Source organism: Microbacterium xanthum (genome assembly GCF_034531355.1).
Taxonomy (GTDB): domain Bacteria; phylum Actinomycetota; class Actinomycetes; order Actinomycetales; family Microbacteriaceae; genus Microbacterium; species Microbacterium xanthum.
Genome location: NZ_JAWHUE010000002.1, coordinates 806,946 through 822,652 on the forward strand (window position 1 = coordinate 806,946; position 15,707 = coordinate 822,652).

At 67.3% G+C, this 15,707-nt stretch carries 13 protein-coding genes and 1 tRNA gene; 8 read left to right on the top strand and 6 right to left on the bottom strand.

Annotation, left to right across the window (positions count from 1 at the left end):
- Window positions 1–40: 40 nt before the first annotated feature.
- The 3 genes from RZO50_RS09225 to RZO50_RS09235 are packed head-to-tail and all read right to left on the bottom strand — an operon-like array spanning window position 41 to window position 3,428.
- Window positions 41–886, bottom strand: a complete 846-nt coding sequence (locus RZO50_RS09225; RefSeq protein ID WP_322599415.1) for an aldo/keto reductase — start codon at window positions 884–886, stop codon at window positions 41–43.
- Window positions 886–1,929, bottom strand: a complete 1,044-nt coding sequence (locus RZO50_RS09230; protein ID WP_322599416.1) for a family 43 glycosylhydrolase — start codon at window positions 1,927–1,929, stop codon at window positions 886–888. The genes RZO50_RS09225 and RZO50_RS09230 overlap by 1 nt, the downstream gene beginning before the upstream one ends.
- Window positions 1,926–3,428 (bottom strand): sulfatase family protein, encoded by a 1,503-nt coding sequence (locus RZO50_RS09235; protein WP_322599417.1) that lies wholly within the window; start codon window positions 3,426–3,428, stop codon window positions 1,926–1,928. Before RZO50_RS09235 ends, RZO50_RS09230 begins: the two co-directional genes overlap by 4 nt.
- A gap of 184 nt (window positions 3,429–3,612) precedes the next feature.
- Here RZO50_RS09235 and RZO50_RS09240 point away from each other — a divergent pair, with 184 nt between their 5' ends.
- The 5 genes from RZO50_RS09240 (at window position 3,613) to RZO50_RS09260 (ending at window position 10,672) form a co-directional block, all read left to right on the top strand.
- A complete protein-coding gene (locus RZO50_RS09240; RefSeq protein WP_322599418.1) occupies window positions 3,613–4,944 on the top strand; it encodes an ABC transporter substrate-binding protein in 1,332 nt (443 codons plus the stop codon).
- Window positions 4,944–5,888, top strand: coding sequence for a carbohydrate ABC transporter permease (locus tag RZO50_RS09245; protein ID WP_322599419.1), 945 nt, complete (start codon window positions 4,944–4,946; stop codon window positions 5,886–5,888). Before RZO50_RS09240 ends, RZO50_RS09245 begins: the two co-directional genes overlap by 1 nt.
- The gene (locus RZO50_RS09250) at window positions 5,885–6,709 is read left to right on the top strand and encodes a carbohydrate ABC transporter permease (RefSeq protein WP_322599420.1); all 825 of its coding nucleotides are present in this window, start codon (window positions 5,885–5,887) and stop codon (window positions 6,707–6,709) included. Before RZO50_RS09245 ends, RZO50_RS09250 begins: the two co-directional genes overlap by 4 nt.
- 62 nt (window positions 6,710–6,771) lie before the next feature.
- Entirely contained in the window at window positions 6,772–8,292 is a 1,521-nt protein-coding gene (locus tag RZO50_RS09255) for a sulfatase family protein (protein WP_322599421.1), read from the top strand.
- Complete coding sequence (locus tag RZO50_RS09260) at window positions 8,285–10,672, top strand: alpha-L-rhamnosidase-related protein (RefSeq protein ID WP_322599422.1); 2,388 nt, start codon at window positions 8,285–8,287, stop codon at window positions 10,670–10,672. The genes RZO50_RS09255 and RZO50_RS09260 overlap by 8 nt, the downstream gene beginning before the upstream one ends.
- Here RZO50_RS09260 and RZO50_RS09265 read toward each other — a convergent pair.
- Window positions 10,663–11,694, bottom strand: coding sequence for a LacI family DNA-binding transcriptional regulator (locus RZO50_RS09265; protein ID WP_322599423.1), 1,032 nt, complete (start codon window positions 11,692–11,694; stop codon window positions 10,663–10,665). The genes RZO50_RS09260 and RZO50_RS09265 overlap by 10 nt on opposite strands.
- Window positions 11,695–11,844: 150 nt before the next feature.
- Between RZO50_RS09265 and RZO50_RS09270 the strand changes: the two genes are divergently transcribed.
- The 3 genes from RZO50_RS09270 to RZO50_RS09280 are packed head-to-tail and all read left to right on the top strand — an operon-like array spanning window position 11,845 to window position 14,665.
- A complete protein-coding gene (locus RZO50_RS09270; protein WP_322599424.1) occupies window positions 11,845–13,287 on the top strand; it encodes an L-fucose/L-arabinose isomerase family protein in 1,443 nt (480 codons plus the stop codon).
- A 2-nt stretch (window positions 13,288–13,289) separates the two neighbouring features.
- Complete coding sequence (locus RZO50_RS09275; protein ID WP_322599425.1) at window positions 13,290–13,619, top strand: putative quinol monooxygenase; 330 nt, start codon at window positions 13,290–13,292, stop codon at window positions 13,617–13,619.
- On the top strand, window positions 13,616–14,665 hold the full coding sequence (locus tag RZO50_RS09280) for a Gfo/Idh/MocA family protein (protein WP_322599426.1): 1,050 nt from the start codon (window positions 13,616–13,618) through the stop codon (window positions 14,663–14,665). The genes RZO50_RS09275 and RZO50_RS09280 overlap by 4 nt, the downstream gene beginning before the upstream one ends.
- 106 nt (window positions 14,666–14,771) lie before the next feature.
- Here the strand turns inward: RZO50_RS09280 and RZO50_RS09285 are convergent.
- Together RZO50_RS09285 and RZO50_RS09290 are read right to left on the bottom strand one after the other, a co-directional pair.
- Window positions 14,772–14,847, bottom strand: a tRNA-Arg gene (locus tag RZO50_RS09285).
- A gap of 13 nt (window positions 14,848–14,860) precedes the next feature.
- Window positions 14,861–15,655 (bottom strand): SGNH/GDSL hydrolase family protein, encoded by a 795-nt coding sequence (locus RZO50_RS09290; RefSeq protein ID WP_322599427.1) that lies wholly within the window; start codon window positions 15,653–15,655, stop codon window positions 14,861–14,863.
- Window positions 15,656–15,707 lie beyond the last annotated feature (52 nt).

The window sequence follows — 15,707 nt, forward strand, 5'->3', positions numbered from 1 at the left end:
GTCTGCCGGCTGGTGACGTCGGGCACGCGCGGGCCGGCCTTCATGCCCGCGCGGTGTCGGATTTCCAGGCCGTAGCGCATGCGGCATCCCACTCCTCGGTCATCGCAGCGGCGCCCTCAGCCGCTCGGCAGGGGGTTCCCATCCCGACGATCACCGAGAGCGCCGGCGAGTTCGCGAGCATCCCGCGAAGCGCCAGGCGGTGCACCCCCACGCCACGTTCACGGGCGAGCGAGGCGAGCGCCGGAAGGCGTGCCGGCAGATCACGGGCGTGTGCCGGCCCGCCCAGCGGCGAGTATGCGAAGAAGGCCAGCCCGTGGCGTTCAGCGTGAGCGAGCTCGGCGGTGCGCTCGACGGCCACCAGGCGATTCTGCACGGCGCTGAGGCGACACACAGAGCGTGCGAGGTCAATCTGCTCGACGGTGGCATTGGAGATGCCGATGGCGCCGATCGTGCCATCGCGTCGAAGAGCCTCCAGCGCAACGAAGACGCCTTCGAGGTCGCCGGCGCCGTCGGCGCGGTGCAGGTAATACATGTCGAGACGCTCGCGCCCCAGTGCGCGAAGGCTCGCTTCGACGTCGCGCCGAACGCGATCGACTGTGTTCTCGATCCCCCAGGTGGTGGGTCCGGTACGGAAGTGGCCGCCCTTGGTCATGATCACCACGTCCTCCCGCCCGCGGAGCGCCTCGGCGAGGAGGTGCTCATTGTGCAGATCGTCGTCGACGGTCGCATACGCGCGCGCGGTGTCGAACACGCGCACGCCGGCGTCGTAGGCGGCTCGGATGGTGGTGAGGGCGTTGGCATCGTCGCGCGCATCGGCGGTCGAGAAGCGCCCGCAGCCCTCTGCGATGTGGCCGCGGAGCGTCTGAGGTGTCACCGAGGTGCCCATCAGGCGTCCTCGTACTCGTCAGGACTCCAGCTGTCGCGCCATGCGATCGAGGGGCGCTCGCCGTCGAACGTCAGCGGCAACCACACGTAGTCGGCCTTCGACGTATCGGTCACGGTCAGCTCCTCGATCGGCCCGCCCGGGCCACTCGGTCCGAAGTGCGCCGCGAAGGCACGCTGTGCGATCGCACCGTGCTCACGGTAGTGGGGGAGCCACCGGTCGGCGAGGGCGATGTACAGGTCGCGCTTCCCGGGATGGCGGAACACCGAGGAGATCTGCGACTGGAAGGAGGAACGACTCTCATCCTCGGGGTGCATGTCACCGAGGACCGTGAACGGGCCGTGATACGTCGGGGCAACAGCCACTTCGCTCGGGTTGGGGTAGTAACCCGTCGTCCCCGAGGTCACCAGGTAGTGAAGCCCGTTGCGGGTGAAGTGCGCCGGTGCCTCTCGCACCGCCGGCGGATGCGGATGCGGGAAGTGCGTCGAGTACTGGCCCGTTACCGCGGTGTAGTCATCGGCGAGGTCAGCGCAGATCATCTCGGAGTGGACCCGCTCGAAGTAGTAGTAGCCCCGTCCGTCGACAGGGTCGACCACCAGGTCGAAGTCACCTGCGTTCATGTTCAACGGACGCATCCACGACCGCACAATCGTGTAGGGCCCGAGAAGAGTGTCGGCCGTGAGCACGGTCGATCGCTGACCGACCCCGGGGGTCATCACCTTCACCCAGCACACATATTTTCCGGTCTTCGCGTTGAAGACGATGTGAGGACGGTCCAATGCCTGCGACGGGTGCAGCGGCGACGTCGGATCATCGGACGGCGGGATGATCAGCCCGCGATCCTCCCAGGTCATCAGATCGACAGACGAGTAGCACCGCACACCGCAATGCCAGATTCCGCTGCCGGGCGACGAGTGCTCCTTGTTCTCGCCATACCAGTAGAAGACTCCGTCGACGGCGATGATCGATCCGCCGTGAGCGTGGATTCGCTTCCCTGACGTGTCGAGCCACGGCTGTCCCGGCGTGATCCTCGCGCCGGTGCTCATCGGGGCTGAGGACCGCGCGTCATCGGGCTCAGCTCACGCATCCGGTGGATGGGCGGGGTGGTGTCGGAGTCGACGTATGTCCACAGCTCGTGCTGGTCGGGGAAGGGGTCCTCGAAGTAAGCCAGCCACTCCTCGGTCTTCTTGTGCAGGTACGCCTGGATCTCCTCGGTCCCGGGCACCCCGGGCAGCGGTATCCGCCCGAAGTGATTGTCGAGCTGGTGGGGATCATCCGCTCGGCGGAAGAGAGTGTCCATGCGACGAAGGAGGATCGTGCGCCCGACGTCGCCTTCGCGATTGATCTCGCGTGGGTTCGCGCGATCGATGTTCTCGATCGAGTAGGTCCAGTCCTTCGTGTACACGCCGCGCCAAGGCGTCGTGAAATAGAACATCGGCGCCGATTCGACCGCGTCGTCGTCCGCCTCGAGGATGGCCCCCGACAGGTCCTTGCCGTGCACGTGGTCGGGGATGTCCAGCCCCATGAGGCCGAGGAGAGTCGGCATCAGGTCGATCGTCCCGACGATGAGCTCGGAGCGCCGAGGTGCGACCATTCCGTCGGGCAGGGAAATGATCAGCGGAACACGGGCTGACACGTCCTCGGGGCTGGACTTGTGGGCGTGGTTGTTGAACGCCCCGAACGTTTCGCCGTGATCGCTCGTGTACACGATGATCGTGTTCTCGCGCAGGCCCTGCTCCTCGAGAGCGGTCAGGATGCGACCGACGTTCGTGTCGACCTCGCTGCAGAGCGCGAGGTAGCCCTGCGTCATGAGACGCGTCCGCTCGTTGACCGGGACGGTGGGGCGGAGAGTCAGATCTTCGGGGTCGTAGAGGTCTTTGAACTCCTCGGGGGCATCGAACGAGGTGTACTTCGCGTCGTCTCCGCCGTTGTGATTGTGCGGTGCGTGGTATGAGACGAACAACGTGAAGGGGTCGTCGGGCGTCTGGTCCTCGATGAACCGCACCGCCTGATCGGTCTGCCCTTCCACTTCCCAGCAGTTGAAGAGCACCTTCCGGTCGCCGTCCCAATAGAACGCGTTGTCGGGGTCGTAGTTGACGGCGCAGTTGTTCGAGAGGAACTCGTCGTCGAAGCCGTGACGGTCGGGGCCCGCCGGGATCGGTCGATTCCGGTCGCCGCCGTAGAGGTGCCACTTGCCCACATAGCCGTTGCGGTAGCCGTGCCGGCCGGTGACCTCGGCGAACGATTCGCCGAGGTCGGTCGCGAGGCGCCGGTCATTGGTGAAGCAGTTGTTCCAGAACGGGTGCTCGCCCGAGATCAGCATGCTCCGGGCAGGGGTGCAGACGGGGGAGTTGGAGACGGCGTGGTCGAACAGCAGCCCGTTCTCGGCGAGTCGATCGAGGTACGGCGTCTTGACGTCGCTGAGTCCGTAAGCGCCGAGCATGTCGCGTGACTGCTGGTCGGAGAAGATGAACACGAGGTTGGGTCGCGGAGGCGTGTCCATCGTCGGGCCGGGTCCTTGAAGTTCGTCTGTGAACCGGTTCATATTCTGCATCATGTCATACGCGCGGCGAGAGAAGCGGAGTTTCGTCCGTTTTTACGCTGAAGCAATACGCGAGTCGCCTTCGGGTCGTGTCGGGGCTAGGCGAATCGGCCACTTGTCTGCTACCGTCTCGTGAACCGATTCATTGATGATCGGATCCCTGTCCCAAGCAAAGAAGGTTGTCACAGTGGCCACCACAAGAAAGTCAGCATCCCGGCTCGTCGCCGGCACCGGAGCACTCGCTCTCGCGGTCTCGCTCGCCGCATGCTCGACCGAGGGGGATTCCTCCTCAACCGACGACACCGACCCGTCGGAAGCCAGCGGTGAGATCCGCGTGGGTATGATCGCGTCGCTCACCCCGCAGTTCGAGGAGTACGCCAAGGTCTTCGAGGAGTCTCACCCCGACATCAAGGTCACCGTGCAGTCGGTGGCCGAATCCCCGGCGGACTACATTCAGCAGCTCGCCACGGAAAACCTCAGCGACTCCGTTCCCGACGTCCTGTTCAACACCGGCGGACTGAACCAGACCCTCGACTCGAACGGACTTCTCTGGGACATGTCGGAATGGCTCGGGGAGGGCCGTTCGGGCCTCGACTCCGCCGAATTCTCCCCGAACTTCTTGGGTCTGTTCGAGACCGAGGACGGTCGTATCACCGGCCTTCCCGTCAGCGCGGACAGCGGCGTGATCGTCTACAACATCGACCAGTTCGAGGAGTACGGTGCGGAGCTGCCGACCGACGACTGGACCTATGAGGAGATGTACGACGCCGCACGCACGATCTATGACGGGTCCGGCGGCGACGTGTACGGTATCGTCACCCCGCTGGGTGTGGCGGAGACCCCCTTCCAGTGGTACCCGGTGATCCGCGCCTACGGCAGCGACATGTACGACGAGGCGGCAGGCGAGTTCATCTTCGCCGACGCCGCGGGGATCGAAGCGTGGACCACTCTCCTCGAGCCCTACATGGACGGGTTCGGCGTGCCCTACTCGGCGCTGGCCAACGACCCCGGCAAGAATCTCTTCCCGAGCGAGCAGGCCGCGATGGAGGTGGCCTCGACTGCCCGCATCGCCGCCCTGCGCGAGCAGATGCAGAGCGAGTGGGATGTCGCGCCCATGCCGATCATCGACGGGGTGCGCACCACCGGCGGCGGCGCCTACTCGCTGTCACTGAGCGAGAAGTCCGAGAACAAGAGCGCCGCGTGGGAGTTCCTCGCGTGGTTCTACTCGGTCGACGGCGGCTTCGAGGTCGCCAAGGACGACGGCGTCATTCCGGCGACCACCGACGGAATCGAGAACGGTACCTGGCAGCAGGACCCGCCGCCCGTACCGTCGAACTTCGTGCCGGCCGTCCAGATCTCCATCGAGGACGCCATCCTGCAGAAGCCCTACCCGGCTGAGGTCGCGCCTGAGGTGCTGCCTGCCCTTCAGGAAGCCATCCAGATGGTCATGCTGCGTGATGAGTCGATCGAGGTCGCCTTCACCGCCGCACAGGACGAGCTCAACGCCCTCCTTCCGTGATGACCGACACCCGCGCGACACAGCGCATCGTCACTCGTTCGGGCGCGGGGAAACCCCCGCGCCCGGCGGGCGGCCGAGCGCGCCGATTCGACGTCATGGCGGCCTGGGGCATGCTCACCCCGGCCATCGTGATGTTCACCGTCTTCGTCATCATTCCCGCCGTGGTCGGCATCGCCCTCAGCTTCATGGAGTGGGATTTCTTCAATCCCCCGACTTTCGTGGGTTTCGACAACTACAGCCGATTGTTCGCCGACCCGGACATGTGGCAGGCGCTGGGCGTGACCATCCAGTACGTCTTCCTCGGCGTCATTCCGACGATACTCGTCGGCTTCATGCTCGCCGTGCTGATCAACGTGAACATGCCGGGGGTCCCGGTCCTGCGCGTTCTCTACTTCGTGCCGGTGGTGCTTTCGGTGGCGGTCTCGGCCGTGCTGTGGTCGTTCATGTACGACCCTCGACAGGGTCCGATCGCGGCCCTGCTCCGGCTCCTCGGACTTCCCCCGGTCGACTTCCTCAACAGCGAGGTGCTCGCGCTGCCGTCGCTGGTGCTGATGATGATCTGGCTCGCCCTGCCCATCGTGATCATCTTCTACCTCGCCGGACTGCAGCGTGTCCCCGAGGACATCTACTCCGCGGCGGCACTTGACGGCGCCGGACCGTGGCGCATGCTGTGGTCGATGACCTGGCCGAACGTCATGCCGACGACATATGTCGTCGTCGTGCTGCAAGTCATCAATTTCGTCGCCAACTCTCTCGACGTCTCTTTGATCATGACCGGTGGCGGTCCTCTCGGCGCCACCCGGAGCCTCGCGCTGTTGGCATACGAACAGGCCTTCAGTTTCCAGGACGTCGGCTACGCCAGCGCCCTGTCGATCTTCCAACTTCTGCTCATCGTCGGGATCGTCGCCCTGGGGCGCGTCCTGGGATCGAGGTCGACCCGATGAAACCCACGACCATGCGGTTCGGCCGATACACGACCATCGTCGTCTTCGGCTTGATCACCGCCTTCCCGCTGCTCTATCTGCTGTCGGGTTCGCTGATGTCCTTCCAGGAGATTTCGCAGTACCCGCCGAAGCTCTTGCCCAGCGAGCTGGTGTGGGAAAACTACGCCGATGCCTGGGCATACTTGACACCGCGCACGGTCCTGAACACCTTCATCTTCGTGATATCGGTGCTCGTGCTTCAGCTGGCGATCTGTCTGCCCGCGGGTTTCGCGCTGGCGAAGATCCGAATCCGCGGCGCCGGCGTGCTGCTGGCCATGTTCGTGGTGCCGATCTTCCTCCCCGCCAACCTCACCCTGATCCCGACGTTCATCGTGACGCTCGAGTTGGGCTTGGTCGGCTCCTTCGCCGGACTGATCCTGCCGGTCGTGGGGCATGCTTCATTGGGCATCCTGCTGTTCCGGCAGTTCTTCGTCACCTTCCCGGGCGGCCTCATCGAGGCAGCGCGGCTCGACGGCGCGGGGTGGTTCCGCACGTTCTTCTCGATCGCGCTTCCCCTGGCCAAGCCGGTGATCGCGTCTTATTCGGTGGTGACTTTCCTCACCGCGTGGAACATGTACATCTGGCCCCTCGTGGCCGCTCCCGGACCCGACACGCGCGTGCTGACCCTCGCCCTCGCCCCCCTTGCGCAGGGAGAGTTCAGCAATATCTCGCCGTCGGTCGGGTTCGCGGCCGCGGTCGTGGCCATGATCCCGGTCCTGCTGGTCTTCGTGCTGTTCCAGCGCTGGTTCACCCGCGGAATCGTCGGCTCCGGCCTCGAGTGACCGCTGTCGTGACCGACGCACCGGCCCGCGTGAGCGTGCCATGTTCTTGAAAGGTATCCACGATGACCGCGGATGACAGGCCCGACATCATCTTCCTGATGACGGACCAGCAGCGTTGGGACGCCCTCGGCGTCCAGAACCCCCTCGTCAAGACCCCGAACCTGGATCGGCTGATCCAGTCCGGGATCCGTTTCCCCCAGGCGACCTGTCAGGCGCCGATGTGCGTGCCGAGTCGTCATTCCCTGATGACCGGGATGTACCCGTCGCAGAACGGGGTGCGTTCGAACGAATCGGCCACTCCGGGCGATGACGCCATCGCCGCCCCGGTTCTGGCCGAGGCGATGCGCGACGCCGGCTACCTCACGGCCGGCTTCGGCAAGACGCACTGGGGACGCACCCCCGAAACCCCCTCGACCCGGGGCTTCGACGTGCGGGTGGTCGGAACACGAGATCTCGGGCTCGAGGTCGGTGCGATCGGCTGGCAGGAGGAGGACGATCCGGAAGGACGGGCCGCCTACCTCGACATGACCCGCGGATACGGTCCGGGCGAGGAAGAGCCGGTAGGGTACCTCGGCGCCACCTCCACCATCCCGACGCGCAACCACCCCGACGGCTGGATCGCGGAACGGGCGCTCGAGTGGCTTTCCTGCCCGGATCTCGACACCGACAAGCCGCTCTTCTTCTACCTCAGCTTCGTCAAACCGCACGCCGGACACAACCCCGCCGCGGAGTTCGAGTCGCTGTACGACATCGACGAGATCCCCGACCTGGAAATCCCGCCGTGGGATGAGTCGCGCTACGACCACATCCGGGTGCGCGACGAGAACTCGCCCTTCCTCGGGGCCCGCAGCCAGCGATGGCGTGAGGCGTGGCGTGCTCTCACCCCCCGCGAGCGTCGCCTCGCGACGCTCCGCTACTGGGCGAACTGCAGCTGGCTGGACTCCCTGTTCGGCCAGGCCCTCGACAGGCTGGCGGCGCGCGGTCGTCTCGACAACGCCCTGATCGTCTTCGCCAGCGACCACGGCGAGCTGCTCGGCGAGCGCAACTTCCAGTTCTCCAAGTACTGCCTCTACGACAGCAGCGTTCGTGTGCCGCTGGTGCTGTCCGGCACGGCGATCGCGCCGCGCCTGCGCGGCACCGTCGACGATAGGCCGGCGGCGCTGGTCGACGTGTATCCGACGATCGCCCATGCCGCCGGATTCGACATCCACCCCGGTGCTGCCGGGGCGTCCCTGCTGGAGCGTGCTGCCCGGTCGGGATCGTTCGCCGAGATGCACGAACCGGCCCCGGCCTGGATGTGGCGAACCCCCCGCTACAAGCTCATCCTCTTCGTCGATCCGAGCACGGCCGGCGCGCAGGGAGAGCTCTACGACCTCCGGGCCGACCCGCGCGAGTGGCGCAACCTCTACGACGATCCCGCCCATCTCGCGGTGCGCGCGGAGCTCATGGCAGAGCTGGTCGCCCACATCGCGACGAGCTTCGCCGCGGCACCCACACACGGTGCGCTCGGCGCTCCACCCGTCCTGCCGGAGCCGATCGCACCCGCCGGCCACCTGAACGACAGCGAGATCCCTCATGAGTGACGTCGACATCCGACAGACCATCCGCCCGCAGGACAGCCCGCGCAGCACCCACGACCTCGTCGAAGGCGTGCAGATCGAGCCGCACGGCTACTCGGGACTCGAGGGTCGGCCCGCCGGTGCGGTCCGTCGCGCGCTTGAGCCGACGTTCCCCGGCGCATTCTGGCTGGGGGAGCAGTCGCGTCCCGACCAGCATGCGGGGTTCGTCGCGGACGTGGTCGTTCCCGCCGACGGGGCGTATCGCCTGGCGGTACAGGCGTCGGGCGCCTTCCGTCTTCGCATCGACGCCGAGACCGTCGTGCACGGGCCGCTGCGCTATGCGCCCGCGCTTCCGGAATACCACGAGCAGTCGATCGACCTGCCCGTCGGCCGTCACCGGCTGGCGCTCCATGCGCAGGCAGAGCTCCTCACCACGCGCATGTCCGCCGCGGTGCCCCCCTTCGTCTGGGTGCGCCTGACCGCAGATGACGGCAACGAGGTGCCGTTGTCGTGGCGGGGCCGCGAATTGGAGGAGTACCACGCCACCGGTCTTCGAGTGAGCCCGCTGCTCGGATGGGTCGAGTGGCAGGCGGTTCCGTTCACCGGTGCGTGGTGGGACGACGACCTTCACGCCGGATGGTCGGAAACGCGGACGATCGATCTCTCCGTGCTCGGCGCCCAGGCCACGTGCGCAGACATCGCGCTGCCCACGTGGCGGTCGCGGACGCTGACGCCGCAGTCGACCGGGGTGTACCGCGATACGTACGTCGGATACGAGTTCGACGACATCGGCACCCAGTTCCTGCTCGCCGACGACGACCCCGATCCGCTGGACGATCTCGACGGTCGTTGGTTCCGGTACGATCTCGGTCGCGTGCGCGTGGGGTCGGTCGCGTTGAAGATCACCTCGTCCGCCCGTGCGGAGGTCACCGTCGGGTTCGCCGAACGACTGACCCCCGACGGTCGACCTTCCCCGGTCGTCGCGCTGTCGGCCGGCCCGACACGCATGCTGCAGCACTTCACCGTCGACGCCGGCGAGACCACCATCGAACCGCTGCAGTCGTTGGGTGGTCGGTACGTCGAGGTGCGTGTGCGCGGCGGTCTCGACAGCGACGTGGCAGAGGCCCGCTTCGTCGAGCGCGACTTCCTCGGGGCGCCCACCGGCCGCTTCGAGTCGGGTGATCCGCTGCTGGACCGCATCTGGATGACGGGACTGGACACGTTGCGCGCGACCGCCGAGGACAGCCTCATCGATTCGGTCCGGGAGCGTGGGGAGTGGGTCGGTGACGTCGTCTCCAGCGCCCTGCACCTGCTCAGCGCCGGGTGGGGCGACGTGCGGCTCGTGCGTCGTGCCTTGTTGCACTCCGCCGCCGGAGCACGCGACGACGGACTCGTGTCAGGATGCGGCCCGGGCGAGGTGCTCTATCTGGGTACCTACGCCGCTCAGTGGGTGACCGCGTGCATCAACGTCGCGCGGGTCGAAGGCGACCTCGCCATCCTCCGCGAGCTGGAGGAGAGCGCCCAGGCCAACGTCGATGCGCTCCTCGCGTGCATCGACGTCGACGGCGACCACCATCTGCCGTGGTCGTTCGTCGACTGGGGCTACGGCGTGCCGCAGGATCAGCCGAACCTCGCCGTCCTCTCCCACGTCCATCAGGCGGTGCGCAGCTGGCGACGATGGCTCGAGCTGCTCGGCAAGCCCGAACAGGCTTCGACCTACGCGGCAGACGAGGATCGGCTCGCGCGCGTGCTGGCACGGTGGATGGTCGACCCGGCGAACCCGTATCATTCCTGGACTCTCGGTGTGCACAGCGGCATCGTCGACCCCGAGGGTGCGGCGCAGCACATCCAGGAGCACGTCTCCCGCGCCTTCCCGTTCGACCGCACGGCGGATCGCCTGCGTGATCCGAGCCAGGTCCGCCCCGGTGCGGCCACACCGTATTTCACGAACTACTCCTTCCCGATCCTGCTCGACTGTGGTCGGGGACAAGAGGTCGCGGACCTGTGGCGTGCCGGCTGGGGCTGGATGCTCGACCGTGGCGCAACGACGTGGTGGGAGGTCTTCGACGAGCGCTGGAGCCAGTGCCACTATTGGGGCGGCGCGCCCACCTGGCAGATGTCGAGATGGGGTCTCGGCTTGCATCTCGATGTCGATGAGGCCGGGCCCGTCGCGGAGCTGCGGGTCAACGATCTCGGACGCGATCGGGTCGCCGGCCTGGCCCACCTCGCGGGTGACCGCACCGCTGAGGTCGAGTGGCAGAAGACCGCCGAGGACCTCATCCGCTACCGGGTCGACCTGTCCGACGGCGCCCGGATCCGCATCGGCGGAGAAGTGCGCGATCTGTCACGCGGCGGGCATGAGTTCGAGCTCCGGCGCCACGACGGCGGTGCGCTCTACCGATGAACGCCCACCGACGTCGGTCGGGATGTGTGGCGCACCACGAGCTCAGGCGAGTAGACGCGTCGCGCATGCTCGAACCCCGCCCCGGCCGCGATCTCGGCCACCGTCAGCTCGACGGCAGCCTGCGCCATGCGTTCGACGGGCTGACGTACGGTGGTCAAGGGCACCTGCGCCGTGGCGGCGAACTCGATGTCGTCGTGTCCGACGAGGCTCAGGTCGTCGGGGACTCGAATGGCGCTCTCGCGGGTGATCTCGTGCATCAGCCCGATCGCGAGCAGGTCGTTGGCGGCGAAGATCCCGTCGGGACGTCGCTCCGGTGGCGTTGCAAGGATACGCGCGCCGATGCGGCGTCCTTCATCGATGGTGAGGGTGACGGTCGACAGGTAGTCCATGCGGATACCCGGCGACTCGGCGACCGCGCGGGTCGCGCCGTCGATGCGACCGCGCACCTGGTGCATCGGACCGCCTGCCATGAGGATGTCCCGCCGGCCCTGGTCGATGAGATGACGAACGGCGACGTAGCCGCCATGCTCCGCGTCGGACTGCACGACGCTGAAGTCGGGTTCGGCATCGGGAACGCCCAGGAGCACGATCGGGGTGCCCGCGGCCTGGATCGAGCGCATTCGGGGCGATACGCCGTCGATCGGAGCGAGCATGATGCCACCCACACGTTGCGATTCGAAGAGATCGAGGTAGCGCGTCTCTCGTTCGGCTCGTTGCGAGCTTCCGCCGAGCAAGACGGAGAAGCCGGCTCTCTCCGCGGCGTCCTCGGCCGCCTCGGCGAGGACGTTGAAGAACGAGTCGTAGTTGCTCAGCACGAGCAGACCCAGCGATTTGCTCGCGCCGGACGAGAGCTGACGTGCGTGGCTGTTCGGCACGTACTCCAGGTCGCGCATCGCCGCGTGGACGCGCGCCACCAATTCCGGCTTGACCGTCGTCCGCCCGTTCAGCACATTCGAGACGGTGCCCACCGAGACACCAGCGACCCGCGCGACATCCCTGATGTGAACCCGTGCGCGCGCCATCGAACAGCTCCCCCTGACTCTCCCGAACCGCCGATACCCGACGCGGGTCTTCTCATTATGGCGCGCCGCGCTGAGAAAGCGCGTTCCGTCGACGGCCACGCGACCCTGACACAGACCGCGGCATAGCCGCGACAACGAAAGAAGGTGCATATGACGACCGCACTCAACGAGCTGAGCTCGGTGCTGGCCCCGAAGTCGCGGCGCAAGCCGCGGATCGGTCTGGTCGCCGGTGGGCTCGGTACCTACTGGCCGCAGTTCCCGGGTCTGTTGCCGCAGCTGCAGCAGTCTTCTCGGTACGTCTCGGAGCGGTTCGCCGAGATGGACGCCGAGGTGACCGACGTCGGGTTCATCTCCGATGCGCAGGAGGGCGCGGCTGCGGCAGAAGCGCTGCGCAAGGCCGACTGCGACCTCATCGTGCTCTTCCTCACGACCTACCTGACCAGCTCGATGGTCTTGCCGATCGCGCAGCGCTCCGGAGCCCCCGTGCTGGTGATCGACCTGCAGCCCACCGAGAAGATGGATCACGCGTCCTTCGACACCGGCGCGTGGCTGGCCTACTGCGGTCAGTGCCCGGTGCCCGAGGTCGGCAACGTGTTCATGCGCGCCGGTATCCCGTTCCGGTCGGTGTCGGGACACCTGCGGCAGGAGTCGGCATGGCGGCGCATCGAGCAGTGGATCGCGGCGGCGCATGTGCGTGCGGCACTTCGCCACGCACGTCACGGACTGATGGGCCACGTCTACCCGGGCATGCTCGATGTCTCGACCGATCTGACGCTTTTGCCGGTGACGTTCGGCTCGCACGTGGAGGTGCTCGAGTTCGACGACCTGCGTGTGCGGGTGGATGCCGTGACGGAGCAGGAGACGGCCGCGCGGATGGACCTGGCCCGCAGCGTGTTCACGCTCGATGACACCGTCGTCGACGAGGACTTCGCGTGGGGTGCGCGCGTGTCGGTCGGTCTCGACCGACTCGTGGAGGACTTCGACCTCGACTCGCTCGCCTACTACCATCGCGGACTCGATGGAGAGCAGCACGAGCGGCTCGGTGCCGGAATGATCCTCGGCGCCTCGCTCCTCACCGCCCGCGGCATCCCGACCACGGGGGAATACGAGCTGCGGACGACTCTCGCCCAGCTGGCCACCCAGGTCGTCGGCGCCGGGGGCTCGTTCTGCGAGATCCAGGCCCTGAACTTCGAGGACGACGTCGTCGAAATGGGACACGACGGGCCGGCCCACCTGGCCGTGTCGTCCCGTGACCCGTTGCTGCGCGGACTCGGGGTCTACCACGGGAAGCGTGGGTGGGGTGTGTCGGTCGAGTTCGACGTGCAGCACGGACCGGTCACCCTGCTCGGACTCGGACAGGACCGCGACGGGACGCTGTCTTTCATCGCCTCCGAAGGCACGGTGGTCCCCGGTCCGCTGCTGGAGATCGGCAACACCACGAGTCGCGTGGACTTCGGACGCGACCCGGGGGAGTGGGTCGACGCCTGGTCCGCGACGGGCGTCGGGCATCACTGGAGCCTGTCTCTCGGACACCGCTCCGCCACCTATCGAGCGGCGGCATCCCTTCTCGGCATCGACTTCCGGACGGTGTGATCATGGCTGTCACCGTCGTCGCCGTGCTCACCGCCAAGCCCGGGAGAGGCCCGGCTGTCATCGATTCGTTCCGTGAGGTGTCGCCGCTCGTGCACGCCGAGCCCGGGTGCGAGCTCTACGCCGCGCACCTCGAGCAAGACGGCGACACCGTCGTGATGGTCGAACGGTGGAGCACTCGCGCCGACCTGGACGCGCATGCCGCGGGTGCCCCGCTGGTGCGGTTGAACGAGCTCAATGCCGACCTGCTCGAACGACCCTATGACGTCTGGTTCCTCGACCCCGTGCCCCTCGGGGACGCGGCGAAAGGCGCGATTCCGGTGGAGGGGGAGTGACCCTCCCGGCGGCGTTCCCTGAGCCCGAGATCTTCGCCCGCGACGATGCTCCCTCATTGCGATGGGGCATCCTCGCGCCCGGGGGCATCGCCGCGGCCTTCGTCGAGGCGTTGGCGCGGTTCACCGATCAGCGAGTGGTCGCCGTCGGATCGCGGTCGCTCCAGCGCGCCGTCGATTTCGCCGCGCGATTCGACATCCCCTCGGTGTTCGGATCGTACGAGGCCCTTGTCGCATCGGGTGAGGTGGACGTCGTCTACATCGCGTCACCTGCATCCGAGCACGTCGTTCACGGCTTGCTCGCGATCGCAGCGGGAAAGCACGTTCTGGTGGAGAAACCCGCGGCCACGTCCGCGGACGACGCGCGACGACTGTTCGACGCCGCGCGTGCCGCCGGGGTCTTCGCCATGGAGGCGATGTGGACCCGATACCTGCCGCAGTCGAGCGTGATCCGCCGCCTGATCGCCGACGGCGTGATCGGCGAGGTCGAGGCTGTCCTCGCCGATCACGGTCAGGCGGTCCCGCGAGACCCGGAGCGGCGCATCTGGCGTCGAGAACGCGGCGGCGGTGCGTTGGGCGACATCGGCATCTATCCCGTCGCCTTCGCGTCGGAGACGCTCGGGGCGCCCACGGAGATCGTCGCGCACGGCATGCTGACCCCCACCGGTGTGGATGCCTACGCGACCATCGCGCTCGGCTACGACGGCAACGCCCATGCCGCCCTGAGCGCGGGCTTGCTCACACGCACCCCCATCGTGGCGACGATAGCCGGCAACCGCGCGCGGATCGATCTCGCGTCGCCCTTCTTCACGCCGACGTCGTTCACCGTGAGCGACACAGCCGTCTTCGGAGCGACTCGCCGGTGGGACGATCCGACCGGCATGGTGGGTTTCGACGGTCTGTCGTGGGAAGCGACCGCCCTAGCGCGATACGTGGACGAGGGCCGCGCTGAATCGCCGCTTCATACTCACGGTGAGACCATCTCGATCCTCGCCACCATCGACGAGGCTCGCCGTCAGATCCATGATTCGGGCAGGGTGTTGCGATAGCGCGGCTTGAGTCCCGCCGGACGAGAAGAGCCGCCAGATGGCTGGCGGCTCTTCTCGTTCACACGTGTGCCGCGTACGACTTGACACCCGTTCCGCGTACAACCCTTGGTGCCCCCGACAGGAATCGAACCTGCGACCTTTGGTACCGGAAACCAACGCTCTATCCCCTGAGCTACGGAGGCGTGCCGATCGAGACTACCACCCTCCGAGGGGCGCTTCCGCCGACACCTCGGGCAGCTCGGACAGCGCGTCGAGCGACGCGGCCAGACGCTCGGCGAGATAGGCATGACCGGCGGTCGACGGATGGTCGTTGCCCGCTCCGGTGTCGATGACCTCGAAGTAGTTGGCCGGGCGGATCCACGCCTCGGCGAGGGGTGAGATGTACCACCAGCCGCGTGCCGCGGCGAGGCCCGCGAGGTCGGCGTCGATGGCCGCGGTCGCCGCCTCGACCGGAAGGATCTGCGGCGCCGGGCCGAGGATCACCACGGCCGCGTCGGGGAACGTCGCCGCGAGGGTGTCCCATGCGGCGGTGACGGCGTCGGTGTACCCGTCCGGGTAGAGGCGCCGGTCGTTGATCGAGCCCTCCACGATGATCATGTCGGGGTCGAGCGAGGGCTCCAGCGCTGCGATGCGGGTGCCGTAATCCGGCCCGTCGATACCGTCCTTGAGGTAGCCGCTGCCGCGCACACCGTCGACCGTGGCGGCCCACCCGAGGGACTCCGACACCACGTATGCGAAGCCCTGAGTGGGCACGTGCGCGGCCGAGCCGTACACCCAGGAGTCCCCGAACACGAGGACCCGAGCGCCGTCGGGGATCGCCAACGGGCCGGGCGCCCCGGTGGTCGCGGCCGACGCGTCCTCGTCGGCCGCCTCCATCGACAGAGGCGCACCCCGCCCGGCCGAGATGAGCGAGACGGCCAGGATCGCCAGGGCCACCGCCAGCACCGTCACGGGCAGGCGGCGGCGTGGCGTCGGGTCGCTCGCGCGCATGCATAGAGGGTAGACGGCATCCGCGCCAAATGCGCCGTCGACGTGAGATCTC